The organism is Mycobacterium sp. (assembly GCF_965230835.1).
Taxonomy (GTDB): domain Bacteria; phylum Actinomycetota; class Actinomycetes; order Mycobacteriales; family Mycobacteriaceae; genus Mycobacterium.
This window is the reverse complement of the sequence record NZ_CBDDLW010000002.1, coordinates 1,667,102-1,691,039: the sequence shown is the minus strand read 5'-3', so window position 1 is coordinate 1,691,039 and position 23,938 is coordinate 1,667,102. Positions and strand designations below refer to the sequence as shown.

At 64.1% G+C, this 23,938-nt stretch carries 24 protein-coding genes and 1 pseudogene; 19 read left to right on the top strand and 6 right to left on the bottom strand.

Features of this window, described 5'->3' with window-relative positions:
* The first annotated feature begins 35 nt into the window (after positions 1 to 35).
* Positions 36 to 1,929: pseudogene (locus tag ACO07W_RS08275) on the top strand (PE family protein).
* 157 nt (positions 1,930 to 2,086) lie between these two features.
* Here the strand turns inward: ACO07W_RS08275 and ACO07W_RS08270 are convergent.
* Together ACO07W_RS08270 and ACO07W_RS08265 are read right to left on the bottom strand one after the other, a co-directional pair.
* A complete protein-coding gene (locus ACO07W_RS08270; RefSeq protein ID WP_421842308.1) occupies positions 2,087 to 2,821 on the bottom strand; it encodes a haloacid dehalogenase type II in 735 nt (244 codons plus the stop codon).
* Between the two features lie 45 nt (positions 2,822 to 2,866).
* Complete coding sequence (locus ACO07W_RS08265; RefSeq protein WP_421842306.1) at positions 2,867 to 3,478, bottom strand: TetR/AcrR family transcriptional regulator; 612 nt, start codon at positions 3,476 to 3,478, stop codon at positions 2,867 to 2,869.
* A 98-nt stretch (positions 3,479 to 3,576) separates the two neighbouring features.
* Between ACO07W_RS08265 and ACO07W_RS08260 the strand changes: the two genes are divergently transcribed.
* The 6 genes from ACO07W_RS08260 to ACO07W_RS08235 all read left to right on the top strand — a co-directional run bounded on the left by ACO07W_RS08260 (position 3,577) and on the right by ACO07W_RS08235 (position 8,575).
* On the top strand, positions 3,577 to 4,458 hold the full coding sequence (locus tag ACO07W_RS08260) for a haloalkane dehalogenase (RefSeq protein WP_421842304.1): 882 nt from the start codon (positions 3,577 to 3,579) through the stop codon (positions 4,456 to 4,458).
* 225 nt (positions 4,459 to 4,683) lie between these two features.
* Entirely contained in the window at positions 4,684 to 4,977 is a 294-nt protein-coding gene (locus ACO07W_RS08255; RefSeq protein ID WP_421842302.1) for a glutaredoxin family protein, read from the top strand.
* A gap of 127 nt (positions 4,978 to 5,104) precedes the next feature.
* Complete coding sequence (locus tag ACO07W_RS08250) at positions 5,105 to 6,424, top strand: MFS transporter (protein ID WP_421842300.1); 1,320 nt, start codon at positions 5,105 to 5,107, stop codon at positions 6,422 to 6,424.
* Between the two features lie 188 nt (positions 6,425 to 6,612).
* Positions 6,613 to 7,191, top strand: coding sequence for a peroxiredoxin-like family protein (locus ACO07W_RS08245; RefSeq protein ID WP_421842298.1), 579 nt, complete (start codon positions 6,613 to 6,615; stop codon positions 7,189 to 7,191).
* Positions 7,188 to 7,724, top strand: a complete 537-nt coding sequence (locus tag ACO07W_RS08240; RefSeq protein ID WP_421842296.1) for a redoxin domain-containing protein — start codon at positions 7,188 to 7,190, stop codon at positions 7,722 to 7,724. The genes ACO07W_RS08245 and ACO07W_RS08240 overlap by 4 nt, the downstream gene beginning before the upstream one ends.
* On the top strand, positions 7,721 to 8,575 hold the full coding sequence (locus ACO07W_RS08235) for a cytochrome c biogenesis CcdA family protein (RefSeq protein ID WP_421842294.1): 855 nt from the start codon (positions 7,721 to 7,723) through the stop codon (positions 8,573 to 8,575). The genes ACO07W_RS08240 and ACO07W_RS08235 overlap by 4 nt, the downstream gene beginning before the upstream one ends.
* Before the next feature lie 58 nt (positions 8,576 to 8,633).
* Here the strand turns inward: ACO07W_RS08235 and ACO07W_RS08230 are convergent, their stop codons facing one another.
* The gene (locus ACO07W_RS08230) at positions 8,634 to 9,950 is read right to left on the bottom strand and encodes an APC family permease (RefSeq protein ID WP_421842292.1); all 1,317 of its coding nucleotides are present in this window, start codon (positions 9,948 to 9,950) and stop codon (positions 8,634 to 8,636) included.
* An 86-nt stretch (positions 9,951 to 10,036) separates the two neighbouring features.
* Here ACO07W_RS08230 and ACO07W_RS08225 point away from each other — a divergent pair, with 86 nt between their 5' ends.
* Together ACO07W_RS08225 and ACO07W_RS08220 are read left to right on the top strand one after the other, a co-directional pair.
* On the top strand, positions 10,037 to 10,807 hold the full coding sequence (locus ACO07W_RS08225; RefSeq protein ID WP_421842290.1) for an ArsR family transcriptional regulator: 771 nt from the start codon (positions 10,037 to 10,039) through the stop codon (positions 10,805 to 10,807).
* Between the two features lie 130 nt (positions 10,808 to 10,937).
* A complete protein-coding gene (locus tag ACO07W_RS08220) occupies positions 10,938 to 12,413 on the top strand; it encodes a multicopper oxidase family protein (RefSeq protein WP_421842288.1) in 1,476 nt (491 codons plus the stop codon).
* 36 nt (positions 12,414 to 12,449) lie between these two features.
* Here ACO07W_RS08220 and ACO07W_RS08215 read toward each other — a convergent pair whose 3' ends face one another.
* Positions 12,450 to 12,845 carry a nitroreductase family deazaflavin-dependent oxidoreductase gene (locus ACO07W_RS08215; protein ID WP_421842286.1) on the bottom strand — a complete coding sequence of 132 codons (396 nt, stop codon included), beginning with the start codon at positions 12,843 to 12,845 and terminating at the stop codon, positions 12,450 to 12,452.
* Between the two features lie 195 nt (positions 12,846 to 13,040).
* Between ACO07W_RS08215 and hemL the strand changes: the two genes are divergently transcribed.
* The 7 genes from hemL (at position 13,041) to ACO07W_RS08180 (ending at position 20,456) form a co-directional block, all read left to right on the top strand.
* Positions 13,041 to 14,405, top strand: a complete 1,365-nt coding sequence (gene hemL, locus ACO07W_RS08210) for a glutamate-1-semialdehyde 2,1-aminomutase (RefSeq protein WP_421842284.1) — start codon at positions 13,041 to 13,043, stop codon at positions 14,403 to 14,405.
* On the top strand, positions 14,405 to 15,013 hold the full coding sequence (locus ACO07W_RS08205) for a histidine phosphatase family protein (protein ID WP_421842282.1): 609 nt from the start codon (positions 14,405 to 14,407) through the stop codon (positions 15,011 to 15,013). The genes hemL and ACO07W_RS08205 overlap by 1 nt, the downstream gene beginning before the upstream one ends.
* Positions 15,010 to 15,648 (top strand): TlpA disulfide reductase family protein, encoded by a 639-nt coding sequence (locus ACO07W_RS08200; RefSeq protein WP_421842280.1) that lies wholly within the window; start codon positions 15,010 to 15,012, stop codon positions 15,646 to 15,648. The genes ACO07W_RS08205 and ACO07W_RS08200 overlap by 4 nt, the downstream gene beginning before the upstream one ends.
* Positions 15,645 to 16,421, top strand: a complete 777-nt coding sequence (locus tag ACO07W_RS08195) for a cytochrome c biogenesis CcdA family protein (protein WP_421842278.1) — start codon at positions 15,645 to 15,647, stop codon at positions 16,419 to 16,421. Before ACO07W_RS08200 ends, ACO07W_RS08195 begins: the two co-directional genes overlap by 4 nt.
* Positions 16,422 to 16,534: 113 nt before the next feature.
* Complete coding sequence (gene resB / locus ACO07W_RS08190; protein WP_421845873.1) at positions 16,535 to 18,139, top strand: cytochrome c biogenesis protein ResB; 1,605 nt, start codon at positions 16,535 to 16,537, stop codon at positions 18,137 to 18,139.
* Positions 18,136 to 19,113 carry a c-type cytochrome biogenesis protein CcsB gene (ccsB, locus tag ACO07W_RS08185; RefSeq protein WP_421842276.1) on the top strand — a complete coding sequence of 326 codons (978 nt, stop codon included), beginning with the start codon at positions 18,136 to 18,138 and terminating at the stop codon, positions 19,111 to 19,113. Before resB ends, ccsB begins: the two co-directional genes overlap by 4 nt.
* Positions 19,114 to 19,154: 41 nt before the next feature.
* The gene (locus ACO07W_RS08180) at positions 19,155 to 20,456 is read left to right on the top strand and encodes a MinD/ParA family ATP-binding protein (protein ID WP_421845872.1); all 1,302 of its coding nucleotides are present in this window, start codon (positions 19,155 to 19,157) and stop codon (positions 20,454 to 20,456) included.
* On the opposite strand, the gene ACO07W_RS08175 is transcribed toward ACO07W_RS08180, so the two are convergent.
* The gene (locus ACO07W_RS08175) at positions 20,453 to 20,614 is read right to left on the bottom strand and encodes a hypothetical protein (protein ID WP_421842274.1); all 162 of its coding nucleotides are present in this window, start codon (positions 20,612 to 20,614) and stop codon (positions 20,453 to 20,455) included. The two genes, ACO07W_RS08180 and ACO07W_RS08175, sit on opposite strands and share 4 nt — an antisense overlap.
* Positions 20,615 to 20,660: 46 nt before the next feature.
* Here ACO07W_RS08175 and ACO07W_RS08170 point away from each other — a divergent pair, with 46 nt between their 5' ends.
* Positions 20,661 to 20,996, top strand: a complete 336-nt coding sequence (locus ACO07W_RS08170; RefSeq protein WP_421842272.1) for a DUF4229 domain-containing protein — start codon at positions 20,661 to 20,663, stop codon at positions 20,994 to 20,996.
* Between the two features lie 162 nt (positions 20,997 to 21,158).
* Here the strand turns inward: ACO07W_RS08170 and ACO07W_RS08165 are convergent, their stop codons facing one another.
* Positions 21,159 to 22,037 carry a 1,4-dihydroxy-2-naphthoate polyprenyltransferase gene (locus tag ACO07W_RS08165; RefSeq protein WP_421842270.1) on the bottom strand — a complete coding sequence of 293 codons (879 nt, stop codon included), beginning with the start codon at positions 22,035 to 22,037 and terminating at the stop codon, positions 21,159 to 21,161.
* A gap of 74 nt (positions 22,038 to 22,111) precedes the next feature.
* Here ACO07W_RS08165 and ACO07W_RS08160 point away from each other — a divergent pair, with 74 nt between their 5' ends.
* Positions 22,112 to 22,897 carry an S-methyl-5'-thioadenosine phosphorylase gene (locus ACO07W_RS08160; protein WP_421845871.1) on the top strand — a complete coding sequence of 262 codons (786 nt, stop codon included), beginning with the start codon at positions 22,112 to 22,114 and terminating at the stop codon, positions 22,895 to 22,897.
* Complete coding sequence (locus tag ACO07W_RS08155; protein WP_421842268.1) at positions 22,894 to 23,934, top strand: NAD-dependent epimerase/dehydratase family protein; 1,041 nt, start codon at positions 22,894 to 22,896, stop codon at positions 23,932 to 23,934. Before ACO07W_RS08160 ends, ACO07W_RS08155 begins: the two co-directional genes overlap by 4 nt.
* Positions 23,935 to 23,938 lie beyond the last annotated feature (4 nt).

The window sequence follows — 23,938 nt, the reverse complement described above, 5'->3', positions numbered from 1 at the left end:
TGGGTCGTTGAGTTGGTGGGAAGGGGCTGGGGTTTGTGTCGTTTGTGTCTGTTGTTCCTGATGAGTTGACGGCGGCTGCTGGTGATTTGGCTGGTCTTGGGTCGGTGATCAGTTCGGCCAATGCTGTTGCGGCGGTGCCTACTACTGAGGTGGTTCCGGCTGCTGGTGATGAGGTGTCTGCGGCGTTGGCGGCGGTGTTTAGTGCTCATGCTCAGCAGTTTCAGGTCCTGAGTGCGCAGGCGGCGAGTTTTCATGAGCGGTTTGTGCAGACCATCCAAGGTGATGGGCTGCGGTATTTAGAGGCTGAGTTCGCCAATGTGCAGCAGTATTTGGCTACCCAGTTCGATAGTCTTCAGCAGCATTTTTTGAACGTTGTTAACGCGCCGACGAATGCGTTGTTTGGGCGGCCGTTGATTGGTGACGGTGCTGATGGGCTTGCTGGAACCGGGGCCAATGGTGGTGCCGGGGGTTTTTTGATCGGCAATGGCGGCAACGGTGGCTCTGGCGGGGTCGGTCAAAATGGCGGCGCTGGTGGTGCTGCGGGTCTGTTCGGTAACGGCGGTAGCGGTGGGGCCCGGCGGTGCGGCCGCAGCGGGTGGTTCTGCTGGGGTTGGTGGGGCCGGCGGTCGCGGCGGCTTGCTCTTCGGAAACGGCGGAGCCGGCGCGGCGGGCGGTGCCTTTGGCGGTAACGGTGGGGCCGGCGGAGCTGCCGGACTCTTCGGAAACGGCGGAGCCGCCGGTGGCGGCGGATTCTCCGGTGGAGTCGGTGGTGTTGGTGGCAAGGGCGGTTTGCTGTTCGGCGCTGGTGGTGCCGGCGGCGACGGCGGTCAGTTCGGCGGCTCGGCCGGTGGAGCTGGTGGCAGCGCCGGTTTGTTGTTCGGTACCGGCGGCTCTGGCGGTGCCGGTGGGCTGGGCAGTGGTGACGGGGTCGACGGTGGGGTCGGTGGTGCCGGTGGAAACGGTGGCTGGCTGGGTGGGACTGGCGGCACTGGTGGTATCGGAGGCTCGGCCGCTGCTGGCCTTGGCGGCGGTGGGGATGGTGGAGCTGGTGGTACTGGGGGTTGGTTGTTTGGCAATGGTGGGGCCGGCGGGGCTGCCGGTTTGAGCGGCTTGAGCGACGGGATGGGCGACGGTGGGGTCGGTGGGTCCGGTGGTAGTGGCGGCTGGCTATTCGGCAACGGAGGGGCCGGTGGAGTCGGTGGAGTCAACAACAGCGACTCTGGGGTCGGCGGTTCCGGCGGTGCTGGTGGAGATGCAGGATTCTTGGGGGGCAGCGGAGGAGCTGGTGGGCTCGGCGGGGTCAACAGCAGCTCGACCGAATCTGGAGCAGGCGGGTCTGGCGGTGATGGCGGCGATGCGGGATTGCTGTTTGGCAACGGCGGGGTAGGCGGTTCCGGCGGGTTCGGTGGCCTCCGCGGTGATGGAGGATTCGGCGGCGGTGGCGGTGACGCCGGGTTGACCCGGAATGGTGGTGCCGGCGGTGCGGGTGGTGGCGGCGGTGCTGGCGCTGGCGGAGCTGGAGGGGCCGGCGGCACCGCCGGGCTGGTCGGGTCTGGCGGCGCAGGTGGTACTGGAGGCAGCGTCACCATTGGCGACGGCGGCGACGGCGGCGCTGGGGGAGACGCCGGCGCGTTGTTCGGCAACGGTGGTGGTGGCGGCGTCGGAGGAGGTGGACCGAGTACCAGTTCTGGCCAAAATGGTGGGGCCGGAGGGGCCGGCGGAACCGCAGGGCTGTTTGGCAATGGTGGCGCCGGCGGCGCCGGCGGAGTCGACGCTGGCAACGGTGGCGCCGGCGGAAATGCCGTTCTTATCGGCAACGGTGGTAACGGCGGTAACGCCGGCATCGCGTTTGGGGGCCCCGGCACCGGTGGCGCCGGCGGTACCGGTGGTGCTCTGTTGGGCCGAAGCGGCGCAAGCGGGTCGAGTTAGGCCCTGGGTGATCCGGACCGCCACTGTGCGATGACGTCAGCCAATTGAATAGGACGGCCTCGAAAAATCTTGCGGCCGTTCTGTTTTGGTCCTGCTGGTGGCTAGGGTAACTCGCATAGTCCTAGCCCGGGTACACGGCTGCAACCAGCCGGATCGACTATGTTGGCGGCACCGGTGCTCGTGCGGGCAAGTCGAGCAACTTGCCGGCCACATCGACCAGGTTGTCGCCGATCACATCGGCGCGCGTGAAGATCTCCGAGTAGTGCTTCTCCAGGCGTGCAGACCAGCCGGTCGTGAGCCCGGCGGCGTTCGCCCCGTGGCAATCAAAGGCGTGCACGGCAATCAGCGCCACATCATGTGCGGGAAGGCGCGTCTTCGACAGGGCGTACTCGTACACCGCAGGGTGCGGCTTCCACGTCCCAACCGCGGTGACGCTGAGTACCTGTTCAACGAACCGGTCCAGCCCGTTGCGATTGAGGAACGCCTCGGTGGTCTCGCGGGCCCCGTTGGTCAGGCACACGATCGACAGCCCGGCATTGGCGAGGGCCGCCATGGCGGGTTCGGCGTCAGGTTGGGCTGGCAGTGTTGCGAATCCATCAAGGACGCGTTCCACGTCGCCGTCGCTTAGGCGATCTCCTCCGATGATTCGCAGCGCCGACTCCGCGGCAGCAGAGAACGGCTTGTAATCGCCAGTGAGTGTCAGTGCCATGCCGTCGCGCAGCGTCCGGTCATACCAGTGCTCGAGAGCCGAGCCGGGAACTCCGATCTCGGCGAGGTGGCCGCGCATCGGTTCAAGGTTCATCAATGTCTCGACGACGTCGAATGCGACAGTCTGTGGGCGGTGAACCAAGAACGGCTCCTCTTGCACGGGTTCGTCCGATAAGGGTCGCATGACTGGCGCCAAGCACAACCTGAGAGTCCGAAGGAGTGAGCTCGTTTACCGGCTCCCCGGTGGCCCAGCCGCGCCATAAGGCGCCACCAGATCTACTGCGGCCCGCGCTAGCGCCTGCAGCTCGGCAGGCGGCGAGCCGGCGCGAGCACGCACCATCAGCCCTTGCCATGCCAGGGCCAGTGCGGCGAAGACGGCGTCGGTGTCGCCGGCGAGGCGGTGATCGACTGCGGCCCGCTCGAGTTCGGTCCGAAGTGCGTCCTCGATCTCGGCTAGTCCCGCCGCGACCACGTCGGTGAGTGCGGGGTCGAGCCGGCGCACGTCGAAAGACATCGTGGTGAGTAGGCAGCCGGCCAACGGCTCGTCGGCCGAAGGCGGCGAAACGGCGCTCTCGAAGAAGGCGTGCACGTTGGAAATCGGGTCGCCGCTGCCGGGAAGATAGCGACGGAGTCGGCGACGTACCACCTGCTCGATGTAGCGCTCCAACACTGCACGCGCGAGGCCGTCTTTGCTGCCGAAACGGCGGTATATGGCCGGCGCTTTGAGGTTGAGTTCGTGCTCCAGGTCGCGGATCGAGGTAGCCGACCAACCGCGTCGCCAGATCGCGGTCATGGCGCGGGCGAGGATCTCCTCATCGTCGAACTTCGGGGGACGAGCCATCTGCGCTCCTTAGGCTGCGCGTACTGCGGACCCATTGACAATGATAACAAACGCTACATAATGTGTCGGTGGTCCACGATTAGCTGCAGGAGGCCTGGATGACCGCGATCGATCCCACCCCGCTCACCAAGCGGTACTGCATGGTTGACGGCAAGCGAATGGCGTTCCACGAAACCGGTGAAGGGCGCTCGGTTGTCTTCCTGCACGGCAACCCGACCTCGTCGTACCTGTGGCGAAACGTCATCCCGCACGTGGCTCGGCGTGCTCGCTGTATCGCGCCTGACCTGATTGGCCAAGGGGACTCGGACAAGCTCGACGACACTGGTCCCCACAGCTACCGTTTCATCGAACATCGCCGCTACCTTGACGGGCTGCTCAATCAACTCGACCTCGGCGACGACGTGGTTTTCGTCATCCACGACTGGGGCTCGGCCCTCGGTTTCGACTGGGCCAACCGCCACCGCGACCGGATCGGGGGCATCGCGTTCATGGAAGCCATCGTGCGGCCGGTCACCTGGGACGAGTGGCCGGAGGCCGCAGCGCAGATCTTCCGAGCGTTCCGCTCCGATGCCGGTGAACAGATGGTCATCGAGAAGAACTTGTTTGTCGAAGCTGTCCTGCCCAGTTCAGTCTTGCGCGACCTTTCGCCCGGTGAGCACGACGAGTACCGACGCCCGTTCATCATCCCGGAGCATCGCCGGCCGACCCTTACCTGGCCGCGGGAGATCCCGATCGAGGGCGAACCCGCTGATGTACACCAGATCGTCGCCGACTACGCGGAGTGGCTGTCGGCGGCAGACTTTCCGAAGCTGTTCATCAACGCTGATCCGGGTGCGATTCTCACCGGGGCGCAGCGCGAGTTTTGCCGCAGTTGGGCCAACCTGACCGAGGTGACCGTGCCGGGCAGTCACTTCATCCAAGAGGACAGTCCGCATGAGATCGGCCGGGCAGTTGCAGATTGGCTCGTCACAATCGACTGAGCCGCGGTGTACTCGGTATCGCCCTGCCAGAGCGCTCACAGTGTTGCGTGTGCTGTGGCGAGCAGGCTGGCCAGCCGTTTGGGATTTCGTCGTCGCGGCTCCACCATTGATGCGAGTGCACCTGCGACGGCATGAGGATTAGCGTCAGTGCGAGACAACCTCACATCCGGTTGTCGGTAGCCGGTGTGCCAGGGCTCGGCGGCAGCGAGTAAAAAGAGGGGCACGATGAATCAGCCATCAGACGCAGACCCATTGGTCGAGGTGTATTGGCGACCCGGCTGTCCGCACTGCCGGATGCTGCTTCGCCCGCTTCGGCGCAGTGGCGTCAAACTCCGGGAGATCAACATCCGCGAGGATCCCGAGGCTGCCGCACGCGTGCGTTCGGTCGCTGACGGGAACGAGACCGTGCCAACGGTCTTCATCGGCGACCGCGCGATGGTAAATCCCAGCGCGCGGCAGGTGCTGGCCGCAGCCGGCGGGCAGCCGCCGGCGCGTTGGTGGAGCAGATGGAGGCGCTGACCGCATATCGAACCCCGGCTCACGTAACGGTTGCAGCGTTGAATAGGGAATATCGGCGTGTTTCGCCGGGGCGTCGCCATACTCTCCGGTAGACCGGGCACATCAGCAGCGACGACCAGGGGCGGGGATGACGGTCACCCAGAAGCCAAGATCGGAAGCCGTCGGCGAGCGGGTACTGCGTAAGGTCACCTGGCGGTTGATGCCGCTCCTGATCGGTATGTACCTGATGAGCTTCATCGACCGGGTCAACATTGGGGTTGCCGCCCTGACGATGAACGCAGACCTTGGCTTGACCATGACGATGTACGGGTTCGCCTCGGGCGTCTTCTTCCTCGGCTACCTGTTGTTCCAGGTGCCGAGCAACTGGATGTTCCACCGGGTCGGTATGCGCCGCTGGATGACAGTACTGCTGATCGTCTGGGGATGCTGCTCGGCTGCCGGCGCTCTCGTGATTGGCCCGCATAGCCTCTACGCTCAGCGGCTGGTCCTGGGTGTCGCCGAGGCCGGCTTCTACCCGGCCGCGATTTGCTACCTCGGGCATTGGTTCCCCGCCCGGGAAAGAGCCCGCAAGGTAGCGTTGTTTCTCCTGGCGATTCCCCTGGCCAATACCATTGGTGCCCCGTTGTCAGCCCTGCTCGTCGAGCATGCCGGGTTGGGCGGCTTGCCTGGCTGGCGAACCATGTTTCTCGCTGAAGGTCTCCCGACGGTCGGACTGGGCCTGCTCGTTGCGAAGGTGCTGCCCAACACCCCCCGCGAAGCGCGCTGGCTGACCAGTGCCGAGCAGGCCTGGCTGATTGGGCAGCTGGCCGACGACACCCCCGCACAGCCGGCGTCCGACCGCCACATTCGCCGCCCTTTCGCTGCAGCCCTGACGGATCCGCGCGTCCTGGTCTTGGCCTTGGTGAACGCCGGTTTGTACTTCAGTTTGTACTCGTTGCAGTTCTTCTTGCCCTCGCTCATCAAGGGATTACGTCCTGGGAGCAGCATCTCCTCAGTCGGCTGGCTGGTTGCCGTGTGCTATGCCGTGTCCGCGCTCGCCATGATGGGGTGGAGTCGTCACTCTGACCGGGCCGCCGAACGGACCCGACACCTGCTGTTCCCCGCGTTAGCGGGTGCCGCGGTCCTGTTCGCTGTAGTGGCCGCCGGCTCTGGGCAACTGCTTCTTGTCGGTGTCACCGTTACAGCGGCATGTGTCTTCGCCGCGCTCCCCGTCTTTTGGAGCCTGCCCGCCACCTTCCTGTCCGGCGCCGCGGCCGCGGCAGGCATCGCCGCTATCAATGCCATCAGCAGCCTTGCGAGTTTCCTCGGTCCCTACGCCACCGGCGCGCTCAAGGACGCTACCGGTAGCTTCACCCCCAGCTTGTTGCTGCTCGCCGCCTCCTTGGCGTTGACCGGGGCCGTTGTTCCTGTCGCCGCGACCCTGATCCGACGTGCCGCATTGCGCTGAGGTGCGTGGCCGACACCATCCGATAGAGCTGCACCGCGCGGGGCCACGAACAGTCCAGGTCGATGCTACGTGCAAGAGCGCTGTGTGCTGAGCTCTGCTTTCGCTATCACCCATGATGATCGGCGGTCATGGTGCGGGCTGACAGACGGGTCGGAGCCGCAGCGTCAATGCACTGTACGGTAGGGGGTATGGGTACCCAATTATCTAGCGGCGCAACCGTTCCGACGCGGCGCCTGGAGGCCATCGACGGCCGATCGGTAGAGATTCCTGCCCCGCAGGGTAGGACGCACCTGCAGTTTCGTCGTTTTTCCGGTTGCCCTATCTGCCACCTGCATCTTCGCAGCTTTTCCGAGCGTCATCAGGAAGTCGCAGACGCCGGTATTACCGAGATGGTGTTCTTCCACTCCCCGGCCGAAGAGTTGCGCGGCTACCAGGCTTCCCTACCATTTACCGTTTTTGCCGACCCTGACATGGTTCAATACCGCAATTTCGGGGTAGCGAAAGGTTTGCGCGCGATCATCGATCCCCGCTCGTGGTCGGCCGCTGTTCGCGGGTTCGCCTCTGCTCGCCGCCACCGGGGCGACCCCAACTACTCGGGAGTGGGCCTTTCGGACGGTACAACGCATCTCGGGTTGCCGGCCGACTTTCTCATCGACCCTGACGGAACGGTGGTCGCTGCCCATTACGGCAGTCACGCCGACGACCAGTGGTCGGTGGACCAGCTACTGGAACTGCAGAGTTCCTCTGACAGCAAGACCGACTCGTGATCCGGCTCCGGTGGATCGCTGCGCTTGCTGTTGCATTAGTGCTCGTCACCGCATGTTCGACGAATTCGGGGCCTACGTCAGCAGCCGCCCATGACGCGTCGGTCGCTTCGCACGATTCTGGGAGTGTCCCCGCGCAGCTGCAGTTCAGTGCGAAGACCCTTGGTGGGCAGGACTTCCAGGGCGCCGACCTGCTGGGTAAGTCCGCCGTGCTGTGGTTTTGGGCGCCCTGGTGTCCGACCTGTCAGCGTGAGGCGCCAATGGTCGGCCAGGTCGCGGCCGGGAACCCGAAAGTGACCTTCGTTGGAGTGGCGGGACTGGACGAGGTGCCTGCGATTCAGGAGTTCGTCGACAAGTCCCCGGTGAAGGCATTTACTCAGCTGGTCGACTCCGACGGGGCCGTGTGGGCGAAATTCGGCGTTACTCAGCAACCCGCGTTTGCGTTCGTCCAGCCAGACGGCGGCATCGACGTCGTTACAGGACCAATGTCGAAGTCTGAGCTGTCGCGGCGGGTAACGGATTTGTCCGGCCGTTGATCGACACCATTGGGTTTGCGCTGGGAGCGGGGCTGGTTGCCGCGCTGAATCCGTGCGGCTTCGCGTTTCTGCCGGGCTATCTGGGTCTGGTGATCGCCGGAGACAGCATGGACTCCTCGCGCTCGATGGCGCTCGCCCGTGCCGGTGCGGCCACGATTGCCATGTCAGCCGGATTCATCACGGTCTTCGGGATTTTTGGGTTGTTGATCTCCCCACTGATCGCCTCGGCGCAGAAGTACCTGCCGTTCGCTACCGTGCTTATCGGTGTCGTGCTGGTGGGGCTGGGGGCGTGGCTGATTGCTGGCAAGGACGTGACTGTCATCATGCCGAAGCTGTCTCGCGGAGCGCCGACGGCGCAACTGCGTTCGATGTTTGGCTACGGCGTGGGCTATGCGATCGCGTCCCTGTCGTGCACGATTGGGCCGTTTCTCGCGATGATCAGTTTGACGTTCAAACAAGGATCGATACTCACCGGAGTGCTGGCATTCGTCGCGTACGCGAGTGGCATGACGGTAACCGTTGGGGTGGCTGCGCTGACGGTCGCGTTGGCAGGCTCTACATCCGCCGGGGCGCTGCGCCGAATTCTGCCGCAGGTTGGGCGCATTGCCGGCGTTGTGGTGTTGTTGACGGGGCTCTATGTCACCTATTACGGCTACTACGAAATACGGCTGTACTTCGCCGGCGGCAGTCCCGATGATCCGATCATCGAGGGCGCTGCCACAGTGCAGGGTTGGCTGTCGCGCCAGGTCGAAACCCTGGGTTTTTGGCCAATGCTGGCCGCGCTCGTGGCGTTGGCTGCGATTGGGCTCATTTGGCGTCTCATCGCACGCCGCCGTGCCTATCGCGGATAGTGGGTGATTCGACCGTGGTTGTCGCGGCAGCCCAGTTGGTCTCCTGCTTTGACGTTAGTCAGGTTCGTCGCCGCGCAGGTCGATTCTTTTCGCGGCCTTTTGCGGTGAGGTTGTGTCGCAGTGCATAGGCAGCAATGCCGATGCCCAGGATCCCGGTCCCAGACAGCACGGACGACAAGGGTAAGGCGAATGCCAAGATGGCGCAGCCGGCGAGCCCGACTATCGGGATCAGGCGCATAGGGCGACCTTCATGCGGGCGCAGCGTGAAAGCCGCAGCGTTGGTGATCGCGTAGTAGATCAGCACTCCGAATGAGGAAAAGCCGATCGTGGCACGGACATCCATCGTTGCGGCCCCTACCGCCACCACAGCGGCGATAAGCAGCTCGGCTCGATGGGGCACCGTGAATTTCGGGTGTACGGCTGCCAAAGAGTGCGGAAGGTGGTGGTCTCGCGCCATGGCCAAGATGGTGCGCGAGACCCCGAGGATCAATGCGAGCAAGGAGCCGAGCGAAGCGATTGCCGCGCCGACTCGAACCACGGGCACCAACCAGCTCGACCCCGAAACCCGCACGGCATCCGACAGTGGCGCCACGGCGTTGGCGAGTTGTTGTGGTCCGAGTACGCCCAATACCGTCACGGCCACAATGGCATACACGGCCAAGGTGATCCCCAACGCCAATGGGATGGCTCGTGGGATGGTGCGTGCAGGATCGCGGACTTCCTCGCCGAGCGTGGCGATCCGCGCAAAGCCGGCGAAGGCAAAAAATAGCAGTCCAGCGGCTTGGAGTGTCCCACTCAGGGAGATGCCTGTCAGGTGGAGGTGATTCGCGCTCACTGTGCTGGAGGTAGATGTGGCGACCACAACGGCGGCCAGCACCGCGAGCACCACCGCGACGATGGCGCGGGTGAGCCAGGCCGACTTTTTCACTCCCGCGTAGTTCACCGCGGTCAATGCCAACACCGCGGCGACAGCCACCGCATGAGCGTGTGTTGGCCAGGCATACCAACCGACTGTCAGGGCCATAGCTGCGCACGAGGCGGTCTTGCCGACGACGAATGCCCATCCGGCTAGATACCCCCAGAAATCGCCCAGCCGCATCCGGCCGTATACGTAGGTGCCGCCGGATGCGGGGTAGCGTGCCGCGAGCCGCGCCGATGAGGTGGCGTTGCAGTAGGCGACAATGGCCGCCGCGGCTAGTCCCAGCAGCAGCCCGGCTCCGGCTGCGTGCGCTGCCGGAGCCAGTGCAGCGAAAATTCCCGCACCGATCATCGACCCCAGCCCGATGATCACCGCGTCCGGAACCCCGAGGTGTCGCCGCAGCTCATCGGGGACTTCGATGGATTCCGAGGTCTTTGCGGGTTCCTGGTCGGGCACAAAGTCTCCTCGGGCTCATGACGCGGCAACGTAGGTGGATTGCGTCCGGAAAATACATCAATCTGATTTGATGTATTGTACCGGGCATGGTGTCGACGGCTGAAGAGGCCGATGAGTCCGGAGTGCCGCTGCTTATACAGATGGCTTCGCATCCATTGCGCTGGGCGCTGCTGTCGGCTCTTGCGGTTGGCGATCACCGTGTCCGGGAATTGGCGGCTGTCGTCGATAAACCCCAAAACTTGGTCTCCTATCACCTGCGGTTGCTGCGCTCGGCCGGGCTGGTTGGCGCGCGCCGCAGCAGTTTCGATGGCCGCGATAGCTACTACTGCCTGGAACTGGCTCGTTGCGCGGACGCCTTCGGTGACGCCGCGACCGCACTGCATCCGGCATTGGCTCCCGCCACGAACACGGCCAATGCTTCAGGCGGATCGGTGCTGTTTCTGTGTACCGGCAACGGCGCGCGCTCGCCGATGGCCGAAGCGCTGCTGCACCACCACAGCGGCGGTTGCGTCCGAGTTGCCAGCGCGGGAAGTCATCCCAAGCCGCGGCTGCATCCGCACGCTGTACGCGTGATGCGCGAGGAGTACGGAATCGATCTCGGTGACCGCCGCCCCCAACCGATCAGTGCAGTTGCGGGGCGGACTTTCGACTATGTGATCACGTTGTGCGACAAGGTTCGTGAGGTTCCCGCCGACCATGGTTCGGCTGTGGCAATTCATTGGAGTGTTGTTGATCCGTCCGCGGCCGCTGATAGTGGCCAGGCGACATATCCGAAATTCCGCTGTGCGGCTAAGGAACTGGATGCGCGTATCCACTATTGGCTGCCCGTTCTCGCGTGCCGCGGTGGGCAGGGCTGACTGTGCGCACGTTGCACCAACTGAACTCAAGGGTGCCCAAAGTTACGGGGCCGTCGCTCGTTCACTCCCGACCAAAGCGCCGCTACTGCACAGGTCCGTAGAAGTGCCCAATCGAGAAAGCAGATGCAGGATGCCTCTAGGTCGACGTGATCTATTCAAGTACAGCGGGCTAGCGGCGATGGTCGCTGCGGGCGGCGGGAGTGCCGTTGCAGGAGCCTGCTCGCGGCCGTCACCGCCCAACGGCAAGCCGGACTACACGCTGCGGATTGGCACCGGTGCTGTGGAATTGGCGCCGAATAGGATCGAGTCGACCCGGACCTACAACGGTCAGTTTCCCGGTCCGCTTCTGCGGCTCAAAGAAGGACAGCGGACTCGGGTCGATATCCACAACGACACCGATACCCCCGAGCAGTTGCACTGGCACGGTCAGCGGCTACCCGTTGATGTCGACGGTTCCGCCGAGGAGGGCACCCCGTACATCCCCGCGCACGGAATGCGGCGCATCTCGTTCGTGCCCGGCCCTGCGGGCTTTAGGTTCTATCACACCCACGTGGTTTCCGGGGCAGATCTGTCGCTCGGCCAGTACAGCGGGCTGGTCGGTCCGGTCTATATCGAACCTCGTGACAACCCCGGCGCCTACGATCAGGAAATTTTTCTGACCCTCAAAGAATTTGGGCCGATGCTCAGTAGCGGCGGCGACATGGCTGGCGACTTTCTCGCGGGTGAACAGGATCCTGCTTTGCGGGCCAAGGGCGAGGCGGCGATGAAGGCTGAGCTGGCGCAGGGCAGGCCACACGGGTTTGAAGTGGGCTATAGGGCGTTCGCGATAAACGGGCGTGTGCTAGGTCACGGCGACCCGATTCGGGTGCGAACCGGGCAGCGGGTGCTGTTCCATGTACTCAATGGCAGCGCCACCGAGGCCCGCAGCTTGGCGTTACCTGGGCATGTGTTCACCGTGATCGCGTTGGACGGCAATCCGGTGCCCAATCCCGCGCCAGTGCCGGTGCTGTGGCTCGGCGCCGCTGAGCGGATCTCGGCGATGGTGACGATGGCAAATCCGGGTGTGTGGGTACTCGGCGACCTTTCCGACGACGATCGGCGGGCCGGCATGGGTGTTGTGGTTGAATACGCCGGGCGCGGCGGTGACCCACAGTGGTCGGCGCCGCCGGCCTATATCTGGGACTATCGGATCTTCGCTGCGGCTAGCTCACCTCCGGCGTCCACACCGGATCGCACCATCGAACTCCTGATCGAGAAGCGCAACGCCGCGGACAACGGTTTCAACGTGTGGACGATGAACGGCACACCGTTCTCGATGGATACCAATGAACCTGTGTTCGATCTGCAGCGTAATGAGCTTTGCCGACTGCGGTTTCGCAATGCGAGCGACGACATACACCCCATGCACCTGCACCGGCACAGCTTCGAGATCACCCACGTTGCCGGAACGCCGACGGCAGGAGTTCGTAAAGACGTCGCGATGCTCGGTGGCTACCAGACCATGGATGTCGATTTTGTCGCTGACCAGCCCGGTTTGTCATTGCTGCATTGTCACCAGCAACTCCACATGGACTACGGATTCATGGCGTTGCTGAACACCGGGTAAGCCCCGCCGGAGGAGGTGAGAGATCGCGGCTCTTGATCAGTCTGTCTTGGTGAGCAGCACTGCCTGGTTGAATGGCAGCTTGACGAAGACCGGCCGCAACCACTTATTGACGTGCTGCCCGGCTTCTGCCTTCGTCAAGACCACCGGATTGCTGACGCCAAAAGTCCTGCCGTGGCGCCGTATTCGTCCTCCTTGGGCCGCATTGATGTTCTTGAGCCAGTCTCGGTCGGGGCCGTAAGTCAGCAGGATCGCCAGTGCGGGCTGCGCGTCGACCTCGGCGCTAAACACGTTCAACGGTGTGCGGTAGCGTTTGCCGGATCGTCGCCCGATGTGCTCGAGAATCGCGAACCCCGGGAGCCAGCCAGCCCAAAGCCGCTGAATGGGGTTGGTGACGTGCCGGTTGAACCGGGCCAGCCATTGCGGTAGCTGCATGCCAATATCAAACCAGTTCGACATCGTCTGTGTGGGCCGTACGGCAGCTCGCGAAGCCCCGGGATCGACGCAGGCGTGTGCAGCTGTGACGTTCCCGGACATCGCTCCGCTGGGCCAAACGGACGTGATTGGATTTGCAGCTCGGTATTACACCCTGTAGTCGACTGGGTCGCACCGGCTGGAACACTGGTGGTCATGGGCAGGACTGACGAGGCGACCGCGCAGGCGGTCGCATGTGGCAAAGCCTCCGGGAAGCCATCGGGCCGCGTATCCGCGGAGCTCTTCGAGAAGGCCTGTGCAGTAATTCCGGGCGGGGTGAATTCCCCGGTACGTGCATTTAGCGCGGTCGGTGGGCCCCCCCGCTTCATCACTGAAGCGAGCGGCTGCTGGCTCACTGACGTCGATGGCAACCGCTACGTCGACCTCGTGTGCTCGTGGGGTCCGATGATCCTTGGCCATGCGCACTCGGCGGTCGTCGACGCGGTCGCCAAAGCCGCTTCCTCAGGATTGTCGTTTGGGGCGCCGACACCGGCGGAGACTGAACTGGCCGCCGAGATCATTGGCCGGATGGCACCCGTGGAACGGATACGGATGGTGAACTCCGGCACCGAAGCCACAATGAGCGCGATTCGGCTGGCCCGCGGGTTCACCGGCCGGTCCAAGATTGTCAAGTTCGCCGGCTGCTACCACGGGCATGTGGACGCATTACTCGTCGACGCCGGTTCAGGGGTGGCTACGCTGGGCTTGCCATCTTCTCCCGGGATCACCGGAGCGGCAGCGGCGGACACAATCGTGTTGCCCTACAACGACATCGATGCTGTGCGGCAGACGTTCGCCAGGTTCGGCGACCAGATCGCCGCCGTGATCACCGAGGCGAGTCCTGGAAATATGGGAGTCGTTCCACCCGCACCCGGCTACAACGCTTCGCTGCGCGCGATCACGGCCGAGTACCAAGCGCTGCTGATCGTCGACGAGGTGATGACGGGCTTCCGAGTCAGCCGAAGTGGTTGGTATGGAATAGATCCGGTTGCCGCTGACTTGTTCACGTTCGGCAAGGTGATGAGCGGTGGGCTGCCGGCCGCCGCGTTCGGTGGGCGCGCTGAGGTGATGGAGCGGTTGGCTCCGTTGGGGCCGGTCTACCAAGCTGGCACGCTGTCGGGTAATCCGGTCGCGATGGCTGCCGGATTGGCAACGCTGCGCGCTGCCGACGACGAGGTCTACGCGGCGCTGCACACCAACGCTGACCGCCTCGCCGGGCTTCTGTCCGAGGCATTGGTGGATGCCGGCGTACCGCATCAGATTCCACGGGCAGGCAACATGCTCGGCGTATTTTTCGGCGAGACACCAGTCATCGATTTCGCATCGGCGCGAAGCAGCGAGACCTGGCGCTATCCGGCGTTTTTTCACGCCCTGTTGGACGCAGGTGTCTACCCGCCGTGCAGCGGTTTCGAGGCGTGGTTCGTTTCGTCCGCTCTCGACGGTCACGCTTTCGACCGGGTCGCCGATGCCTTGCCGGCTGCAGCCCGGGCCGCGGCCCAAGCGGCCCGGGAGGAGTCCTGATGGCCGAAGAAACCCGGATACATGTGATGCGGCACGGAGAGGTTTTCAACCCCACTGGCATCCTCTACGGTCGGCTTCCTGGGTTCCGCCTGTCCGATACCGGCGCGGTACAGGCGGCCGCGGTCGCCGACGCGCTGGCCGACCGCGACATCGCAGCGGTGATCGCCTCCCCGCTGCAGCGAGCCCAGGAGACCGCCGCGCCCATCGCCGCCCGGCACAACCTGCTGGTGGACACCGATCCTGACCTGATCGAGTCGGCCAACATGTTCGAGGGCCAGCGGGTGGGCCCTGGCGACGGAGCCTGGCGCGATCCCCGGTTTTGGTGGCACCTGCGCAACCCTTTTACGCCGTCGTGGGGTGAGCCCTACCGCCAGATCGCGGACCGCATGTCCACTGCGGTGGACAAGGCGCGTGTGCGTGCTGCGGGCCACGAGGCGGTGTGCGTCAGCCACCAGCTGCCGGTGTGGACGCTGCGGTTGCACCTGACCGGCAAGCGGCTCTGGCACGATCCGCGCCGCCGCGAATGCGAGCTAGCGTCAGTGACGTCGCTGGTATACGACGGCGACCGCCTTGTCGACGTGGTGTATTCGCGACCGGCGGGCGAATGACGATGCGTCGGCTGATAATGGCTGGGGCGGTGATGGCCCTGTCTACAGGGCTACTCGCCGGATGCTCCGGGCGTGATGCCGTCGCCCAGGGCGGAACCTTCGAATTCGTCTCGCCCGGCGGCAAAACCGACCTCTTCTACGATCCGCCCGAAAAGCGTGGCCGCCCCGGCCCGCTGTCTGGGCCGGACCTGATGGAGCCGGCTCACACGCTCTCACTCGACGGATTTGCCGGGCAGGTCGTCGTCATCAACGTGTGGGGGCAGTGGTGTGGGCCCTGCCGCGCCGAGGTCACCCAGCTGCAGCGAGTGTACGAGGCCACCCGCACCTCTGGGGTGTCATTCCTCGGGATCGACGTGCGTGACAACAACCGCCAGGCCGCCCAGGATTTCGTCGATGATCGGCACGTGTCGTTCCCATCGATATACGACCCCGCGATGCGCACCCTGATCGCTTTCGGCGGCAAGTATCCGACCACGGTGATTCCATCCACGCTGGTGCTAGATCGCCGACACCGGGTCGCAGCTGTGTTCCTGCGTGAACTGCTGGCCGAAGACCTGCAGCCAGTGGTCGAGCGGGTGGCAGCCGAGGCTCCTGGGAAAGAACCCGGGGGCCAGTCCCGGCCGCGACCGCAATGAGCGGGTTCGCCGACATCGCCGCGGCAGGGCCGCTGCTGGTGGCAGTGGCGGTGTGCCTGCTCGCCGGCCTAGTGTCCTTTGCTTCGCCCTGCGTGGTGCCGTTGGTGCCGGGTTATCTGTCGTATCTGGCCGCCGTCGTTGGCGTCGACGATGAGCGGCCAGCCTCGGGGCAGGTTTCGCTGGCGTCCCGGTGGCGGGTGACCGGATCAGCGGCGTTGTTCGTGGCCGGGTTCACCATGGTGTTCGTGCTCGGCACCGTTGCCGTTCTGGGGATGACCACCACACTGATTACCAATCAACTGATGTTGCAGCGGGTGGGAGGTGCGCTGACGATCGTCATGGGCCTGGTGTTCGTCGGCTTCGTCCCGGTGCTCCAACGCCAAGCCAGGCTCACGCCACGACAGTTGACGACGGTAGCGGGGGCACCCGTGCTGGGCGCGGTGTTCGCACTGGGCTGGACACCGTGTTTGGGGCCGACGTTGACTGGGGTCATCACCGTTGCTTCGGCAACCGACGGCGCCAACGTGGCGCGTGGAATCGTGTTGGTGATTGCCTACTGTATGGGCTTGGGCATCCCGTTCGTACTGCTGGCTTTCGGCTCGGCGCGCGCGGTGGCGGGTCTCGGCTGGCTTCGTCGGCACACCAGGTCCATCCAGATCTTTGGCGGCGCCTTGCTTATCGCCGTCGGTGTCGGGCTGGTAACCGGGGTGTGGAACGACTTCGTCTCGTGGCTGCGGGATGTGTTTGTGAGCGATGTTAGGTTGCCGATTTGAGTACCCAGTTTGAGGTGCGAGCAGACGCTGAATCGGGACAAACGACCCGGATCTGGGTGGTATTGCGTCTTCTCGCGCAAAAGGGACGCAACACCTGGCGCAGTTTGACTTCGATGGGTACTGCGCTGGTGCTGCTATTTCTGCTGGCGCTTGGCGCGATACCAGGTGCGCTGCTGCCGCAGCGCAGCCTCAACGTCGGAAAAGTCGACGAGTACCTGGCCGCGCACCCGGTGATCGGACCATGGCTCGATGAGCTGCAAGCTTTCGACGTGTTCTCGAGCTTCTGGTTTACCGCTGTCTACGCGTTGCTGTTCGTGTCCCTGGTCGGTTGCCTGACTCCGCGGATGATCCAGCACGCTCGAAGCCTGCGCGCAACGCCGGTGGCTGCTCCGCGAAACCTGGCCCGCCTCCCCAAGTACGCGCGCTCAGAGGTTCTCGCCGATCCAGCCGACCTGAGCCGCATGGCTACCGTGATACCGGGCCGGCTACGCGGCTGGCGCACCGCCATACGGGAGCAGAACGGCGTCGTCGAGGTATCGGCCGAAAAGGGCTACCTGCGCGAATTCGGCAACCTCGTTTTCCACTTCTCGTTACTCGGTCTCCTCATCGCGGTGGCGGTCGGCAAGTTGTTTGGCTACGAGGGCAACGTGATCGTCATCGCAGACGGCGGCCCGGGCTTTTGCTCAGCGTCGCCGGCTGCCTTCGACTCTTTCCGAGCCGGTAACACCGTTGATGGCACCTCGCTGCATCCCATCTGCATCCGGGTCAACGATTTTTCGGCGCACTACCTGCCCTCGGGGCAAGCGACCTCGTTCGCCGCCGAAATCGACTATCAGGCCGGCGACGATCTTCTTGCAAACAGCTGGCGGCCGGGCCGGCTCGAGGTTAACCACCCGCTGCGGGTCGGCGGCGATCGTGTGTACCTGCAAGGCCACGGATACGCACCCACTTTCACAGTGACGTTCCCAGATGGTCAGATTCGCACCTCGACTGTGCAGTGGCGCCCCGACAACCCACAGACGTTGTTGTCGTCGGGAGTAGTGCGAATCGACCCGCCCTCCGGCAGTTATCCCGACCCCGATCAGCGTCGTGAGCATGAGATCGCGATTCAGGGCCTGCTCGCGCCGACCGAGCAACTGGACGGCACCTTATTGTCCTCACGGTTCCCGGCGCTCAATGCGCCCGCGGTGGCTATCGACATTTATCGCGGCGACACTGGGTTGGACAGTGGTCGGCCGCAATCGCTGTTCACGCTGGATCCCCGGCTTATTCAGCAAGGTCGGCTGACCAAGGAAAAACGGGTCAATCTGCGCGCCGGTGAGCAGGTTCGGCTTGACGCGGGCCCAGCGGCCGGGACGGTTGTTCGTTTCGACGGCGCGGTGCCGTTCGTCAATCTTCAGGTCTCCCATGACCCAGGTCAGATCTGGGTGCTGGCCTTCGCCGCCACCATGATGGTTGGCCTGGTGGTTTCACTGCTGGTGCGGCGCCGCCGGGTGTGGGTCCGCTTTTCAGCAGGGCCCGAGCGGGCCGCAGAAACCGCGGGTACGGTGAACGTCGAGTTGGGTGGCCTGGCACGCACCGACAACTCCGGGTGGGGCGACGAGTTCGAGCGGCTAACCGAGCGGTTGCTCGCCGGGCTCGGCGAGGCCGGCGTAGGCGAGACGGCGGTCCGGGTATCCCCAGAGTCCAGAAGGAGCTCTCAGGTGGACGTCAGATGAACACCGCGAACATCAACATCGGTCTGGCCGGTTACTCGGACTTGGCATTCACCTCAGCCGTGATCGCCCTGGTAGTCGCTTTGCTGCTGCTGGCCTTCGAGCTGGCGAATGTCGGTGGCCGCAAAGTAGTTGAGCGTGAACTGGTGCCCGCCGCATCGGTAGCTGCCGACAGCAGCACCCCTGGCATCGTGGTGGAAGCTTCCCAGCGGTCGTTCGATGAGCGGGTTGGTCGGGCCGGGCTAGCGGTGATCTATCTGGGTATCGGCTTGCTACTGGGGTGCGTCGTGTTGCGTGGCTTGGCCACAATGCGGGCACCTTGGGGCAACATGTACGAGTTCATCAATCTGACTTGTCTGTTCGGGTTGTCGGCTGGTGCGATTGCATTGCGCCGCCCGCAGTACCGGTCGCTATGGGTTTTCCTGCTGGTCCCGGTGCTGATCCTGTTGGCAGTGTCTGGACACTGGCTCTATGCCAATGCTGCGCCGGTGATGCCGGCGCTGCAGTCCTATTGGCTGCCGATTCACGTCTCGGTGGTGAGCCTCGGTTCGGGGGTGTTTCTGGTCGCGGGCATCGCGAGCATCCTGTTCCTGGTGCGGACATCATCGCTGGGTGAGCCCGGAAGGTCGAGCACGCTGGCCCGCGTGGTGCAGAAGTTGCCCGACGCCCAGACCTTGGATCGGCTCGCATACCGAACCACGATCTTCGCCTTCCCGGTGTTCGGTTTCGGGGTGATATTCGGGGCGATCTGGGCCGAAGGAGCCTGGGGCAGGTACTGGGGGTGGGACCCCAAAGAAACGGTGTCGTTCGTTGCCTGGGTGGTGTATGCGGCCTACCTGCACGCTAGGTCGACCGCCGGGTGGCGGGACAGGAAAGCGGCGTGGATCAACGCCGTCGGATTTGTGGCCATGGTCTTCAACTTGTTCTTCGTTAACCTGGTCACTGTCGGCCTGCACTCCTATGCGGGAGTGGGCTGAGCATTTGGCAGCAATCGACATTAGCTAGTGCAACAAGGGGGATTCACGTGTCTGAGAATCCAACGGCTGGGGTAAGTGCGCCTCCGAGCGATGACGAAGATGGAGGCACGGATCATCCGACGGTGCAGTTGCCTGCTTTGCCCTATTCGGGCGCGCTGCTCACCGAATCCGATGACGAGACATCCGACGGGGGCTTCGCAGACGAGTCTGCGGGTGTGCCGCCAGCTACAGAAACGTCGGCATGGGAATCCGCACCCATTGCCGATATCGAGCAAGCTGATGCGGCGGCATACAGCGACTGTTTCGATGGACCGGGCGAAGGGTCGAGTGCTTTAGTTGTCCAGACCGCTGGCCCCGCTGAAAGGCCTGCATATAACCCGGACCCGGTTCCGCAAACGCCCTATCCGGAACTGGCCACTACTTCGCTGCTGCGCCCGGTAAAGCCGCCGCCGTCAGAGGGCTGGCGCCGGTTGCTTTATGTGCTCTCTGGTCGGCTGATCAACGTGGGGGAGGGCGCTCGGGCTGCTCGCCACAACAACCTCGTCGCGCAGGTCAATCGGCCGCTGCGGGGCTGCTACCGGATCGCGCTGCTGTCGCTGAAGGGGGGTGTCGGTAAAACCACGATCACCGCCACCCTCGGGTCCACCTTCGCCTCGGTGCGCGGCGACCGGGTGGTGGCGGTCGACGCCAGTCCAGACCGCGGCACGCTGAGCCAGAAGGTTTCGTTGGAGACCCCGGCCACGGTGCGACACTTGCTGCGTGACGCCGACGGCATCGAGCGTTACAGCGATGTCCGCGGTTATACGTCTCAGAGTCCGAGCGGGCTGGAGGTCCTGGCATCCGACAGCGATCCGGCCGTATCGGACGTTTTCGGCGCCGACGACTACGTCGGTGTTCTGGAAATCCTCGAACGGTTCTATGGCCTGGTGCTCACCGATTGCGGTACTGGACTGCTGCACTCAGCGATGTCGGCGGTGCTCGAAAAGTCCGATGCGCTGATCGTGGTCAGCTCGGCATCCATTGACGGTGCACGCAGCGCTTCGGCGACGCTGGACTGGCTGGACGCGCATGGTCACGAGGACCTGGTGCGTAACTCGATCGCGGTCATCAACGGCGTCCGACCACGCTCAGGCAAAGTTGACGTGCAACAGGTGGTTGAGCATTTCTCTCGGCGCTGCCGTGCAGTACGCATAGTGCCGTTCGACCCGCATCTGGAGGCAGGGGCAGAGGTTTCTCTTGGACGGCTCAAGCGGGAGACCCGCGACGCACTAACCGAATTGGCGGCCGTGATTGCCGATGCGTTCCTGGGCGACCTGCGCCGGTCGAACCCGGATTTCGCCTAGCGTGGGTTGTTGTCCCCGTGTCCCAACCGCCGCAAGAATTCCGGGTCGTCGTCGGGCCCGATGACGCGAGTTTTCGGTCGGCTGGCCTGCGCCCGCGCAGCGCGCCAGCCTACGTAGATCAGTGTCCCCAAAACCAGGACGAGGAGCAGGTAGAGCACTCAACACCTCCTGACAGTAAATATACTCGCGTCGTAGGCTCAGACTGTGTCAGAAGCGCCTAACGACAGTCCCGATTGGTATCGCGGCGTTATTGATGTGGTGATCTACGCGGTGGCGCGGTTGCTCCTCGCGGTGGTGCTAGGCGGTGCGATTTACGGCGTGGCGCGGCTGGTCGGAGTGGCCGAATTCCCGCTCGTCGTTGCCGCGTTGTTCGCCCTGATTATCGCAATGCCTCTGGGTATATGGCTGTTCGGCCCGTTGCGGCGTCGTGCTACCGCTGCGCTGGCGACGGTGGGCGAGCGTCGACGCGCAGAACGTGAGCAGTTGCGTGCCAGGCTGCGCGGTGAGGCTGCGCCCGGCAAGGTGCCTGATGAGCAGTGAAGTGTGCGCTCAACTTCACAGACTCGCAATGGACTTCACCAGAATGACAACCTAATACCGGTGGCGCGGTGTAGCCGCAGCCGTCCCAACAGACACGTGAGATTGATGGACTCGTAGATGTTGCGCGAAAACACCCGTACGGCAGCCAAGCCGACAATCTGTCTAGATCTGATGGGCCAAGAACAACGCAGCTGACATGACGATCGCCCACACTGCCATCGCCAGACCGGTGTCACGCAGTACTGGGATCAGCTCTACGCCGCTGCGGCCACCGCGAACCGGCGCCATTGCTCGCAGCGCCAGCGGAGTCGCCACCAACGCGGCGGCGCACCACGGCGTCGCAATGATCAGTACGAGACTCAGGACTCCAGCGGTAGCCAGCAGTGCTTGGTACAGCACCCTGGTGCGTTGATCACCCAACCGGACTGCCAGAGTGAGTTTGTCTGACTGCGCGTCGGTGGGTATGTCGCGCAGATTGTTGGCCACCAGCACCGATGACGACAACGCTCCTGTCGATACCGCCAGCACCACTCCTACCCAGTCGATACGTAATGCTTGGGTGTATTGCGTGCCGAGTACCGCGATCAAGCCGAAGAACACAAAAACTGCCAGCTCACCGAAGCCCGCATAGCCGTAGGGTCGTGCTCCGCCGGTATATAGCCAGGCTCCGGCGAGGCAGATGGCGCCGACCACGATCAGCCAAGGAGCGCTCAGTGCCGCGAGCACTAAGCCTGCCGCCGCAGCAACCGTCAGGCTCAGGACCGCCGCGGCCAGCACCGAGCGCGGGTTTGCCAGCCGCGAGCCGACCAGCCGCAACGGTCCGGCTCGATAGTCGTCGGTGCCGCGGATGCCGTCGGAGTAGTCGTTGGCGTAGTTGACTCCGATAGTCAATGCGACTGCGACGACGAGCGCGAGCAGCGCTTTCCACCACACCGCGCCGTTCAGCCACCCCGCGGCGCCGGTACCGGCGACCACCGGTGCCACTGCGTTCGGAAGCGTGCGCGGTCGCGCGCCGGAAATCCACTGCGTGAAACTGGCCACTAAAACATCCTGCCAGGATGCTGACGCAGCCAGGCACGAGCGATCGACGCGAGGCGATGCATGACAATAGGCGGATGCTCGGAGTGATTGGTGGCAGCGGCTTTTACACGTTCCTTGAACAGTCCAATGGATCTGTGCGCGAGATCACTGTGGACACCCCGTACGGCAAACCGAGCGCTCCGATCGCCGTAGGCGCAATCGGGGGGCACGAAGTCGCGTTTCTGCCTAGGCACGGGCTAAATCATTACTACTCGGCGCACACCGTGCCGTACCGGGCCAATATGTGGGCGCTGCGCGGGCTCGGTGTGCGGCGGGTTTTTGCGCCATGCGCGGTCGGCAGCCTGAACCCCGAAATCGGGCCGGGTACTGTTGTCGTTCCGGATCAGCTGGTTGACCGAACTAGCGGCCGAGCTGACACCTACTTCGACTCCGGTGGTGTGCACGCCACCTTCGCCGATCCATACTGCCCGACGCTGCGGACCGCGGTAACCGGCCTGCCTGGAGCGGTTGACGGCGGCACGATGGTGGTGATCCAAGGACCGCGGTTCTCTACCCGCGCGGAAAGCCAGTGGTTTGCAGCGGCTGGGTTCAGCCTGGTTAACATGACCGGCTACCCAGAGGCGATACTGGCTCGGGAACTCGAACTATGCTATGCGGCAATCGCTTTAGTGACCGACGTGGATGCTGGAGTCACCCTGGGTGAGGGTGTCAAGGCTGCCGAGGTGTACGCCGGATTCGGGGAAAATATGCAACTGCTCAAGAAGTTGGTAGAGGCGGCAATAGGACGGGTCGCCGACGAGCGAACGTGTACCCACTGTCTGCAACATTCCGGTGTCGCCTTGCCGTTTGAACTGCCATGAGGGTGCTGCTTACCGGCGCGGCCGGTTTCATCGGTTCCCGGGTGGGCGCTGCACTGCGGGAAGCGGGCCATGAGGTGGTCGGCGTGGACATGTTGCTGCCAGCCGCGCACGGCCTGAATCCAGTGCTACCCCGGGGATGTCACTTGGTCGACGTCCGTGACGCCGATGCGCTGGCTCCGCTGTTGGCTGGTGTTGATCTGGTCTGTCATCAGGCCGCCATGGTGGGTGCCGGGGTGAACGCAGCTGACGCACCGGCCTATGGCGGTCATAATGATTTCGCTACCACGGTGCTGTTGGCGCAGATGTTCGCCGCCGGGGTCCGTCGCCTGGTGCTGGCGTCGTCGATGGTGGTTTACGGGCAGGGGCGCTATGAATGTCCGGCGCATGGAACCGTCGACCCGTTGCCGCGGCAGAGTGTCGACCTCGATGCCGGGATTTTCGAGCATCGCTGCCCGCTGGGCAGTGAGGAGCTGAAGTGGCAGTTGGTTGACGAGGACGCCATCCTGCAGCCGCGAAGCTTGTATGCGGCAAGTAAAACGGCGCAGGAGCATTACGCGCTGGCGTGGTCTGAATCAACGGGCGGGTCGGTGGTGGCATTGCGTTACCACAACGTCTACGGTCCCGGCATGCCGCGTGATACCCCATACTCCGGAGTTGCGGCGATCTTCCGTTCATCACTCGAAAATGGTCAGCCGCCAAGGGTTTTCGAAGATGGCGGTCAGATGCGTGACTTCGTCCACGTCGACGATGTGGCGGCCGCCAACCTGGCGGCGGCCAATCTGGCTGCGACCGACGCGGGTGGCTTTACTGCGGTCAACGTCTGCTCCGGAAGGCCGATCTCGATCCTGGATGTGGCGACCGCGCTCTGCGAGGCCCGAGGTTGCGACATCTCGCCGGCTATCACCGGGCAGTACCGCAGTGGCGATGTGCGCCACATTGTCGCCGATCCCGCGCGGGCAGCCGAGGTGCTGGCGTTTCGCGCGGCGGTGGAACCCCGCGAGGGATTGCGCGAATTCGCGTTCGCGCCGCTTCGTTGATGCT

Coding starts and splice junctions, on each gene's coding strand:
- ACO07W_RS08195 (WP_421842278.1), top strand. CDS start 15,645: ATGAGCGGGTTCGCCGACATCGCCGCGGCAGGGCCGCTGCTGGTGGCA.
- ACO07W_RS08255 (WP_421842302.1), top strand. CDS start 4,684: ATGAATCAGCCATCAGACGCAGACCCATTGGTCGAGGTGTATTGGCGA.
- ACO07W_RS08270 (WP_421842308.1), bottom strand. CDS start 2,821: ATGCGACCCTTATCGGACGAACCCGTGCAAGAGGAGCCGTTCTTGGTT.
- resB (WP_421845873.1), top strand. CDS start 16,535: ATGGGTACTGCGCTGGTGCTGCTATTTCTGCTGGCGCTTGGCGCGATA.
- ACO07W_RS08200 (WP_421842280.1), top strand. CDS start 15,010: ATGACGATGCGTCGGCTGATAATGGCTGGGGCGGTGATGGCCCTGTCT.
- ACO07W_RS08155 (WP_421842268.1), top strand. CDS start 22,894: ATGAGGGTGCTGCTTACCGGCGCGGCCGGTTTCATCGGTTCCCGGGTG.
- ACO07W_RS08215 (WP_421842286.1), bottom strand. CDS start 12,845: ATGCAGCTACCGCAATGGCTGGCCCGGTTCAACCGGCACGTCACCAAC.
- ACO07W_RS08205 (WP_421842282.1), top strand. CDS start 14,405: ATGGCCGAAGAAACCCGGATACATGTGATGCGGCACGGAGAGGTTTTC.
- ACO07W_RS08250 (WP_421842300.1), top strand. CDS start 5,105: ATGACGGTCACCCAGAAGCCAAGATCGGAAGCCGTCGGCGAGCGGGTA.
- ACO07W_RS08260 (WP_421842304.1), top strand. CDS start 3,577: ATGACCGCGATCGATCCCACCCCGCTCACCAAGCGGTACTGCATGGTT.
- ACO07W_RS08160 (WP_421845871.1), top strand. CDS start 22,112: ATGCTCGGAGTGATTGGTGGCAGCGGCTTTTACACGTTCCTTGAACAG.
- ACO07W_RS08265 (WP_421842306.1), bottom strand. CDS start 3,478: ATGGCTCGTCCCCCGAAGTTCGACGATGAGGAGATCCTCGCCCGCGCC.
- ACO07W_RS08245 (WP_421842298.1), top strand. CDS start 6,613: ATGGGTACCCAATTATCTAGCGGCGCAACCGTTCCGACGCGGCGCCTG.
- ACO07W_RS08220 (WP_421842288.1), top strand. CDS start 10,938: ATGCCTCTAGGTCGACGTGATCTATTCAAGTACAGCGGGCTAGCGGCG.
- ccsB (WP_421842276.1), top strand. CDS start 18,136: ATGAACACCGCGAACATCAACATCGGTCTGGCCGGTTACTCGGACTTG.
- hemL (WP_421842284.1), top strand. CDS start 13,041: ATGGGCAGGACTGACGAGGCGACCGCGCAGGCGGTCGCATGTGGCAAA.
- ACO07W_RS08225 (WP_421842290.1), top strand. CDS start 10,037: ATGGTGTCGACGGCTGAAGAGGCCGATGAGTCCGGAGTGCCGCTGCTT.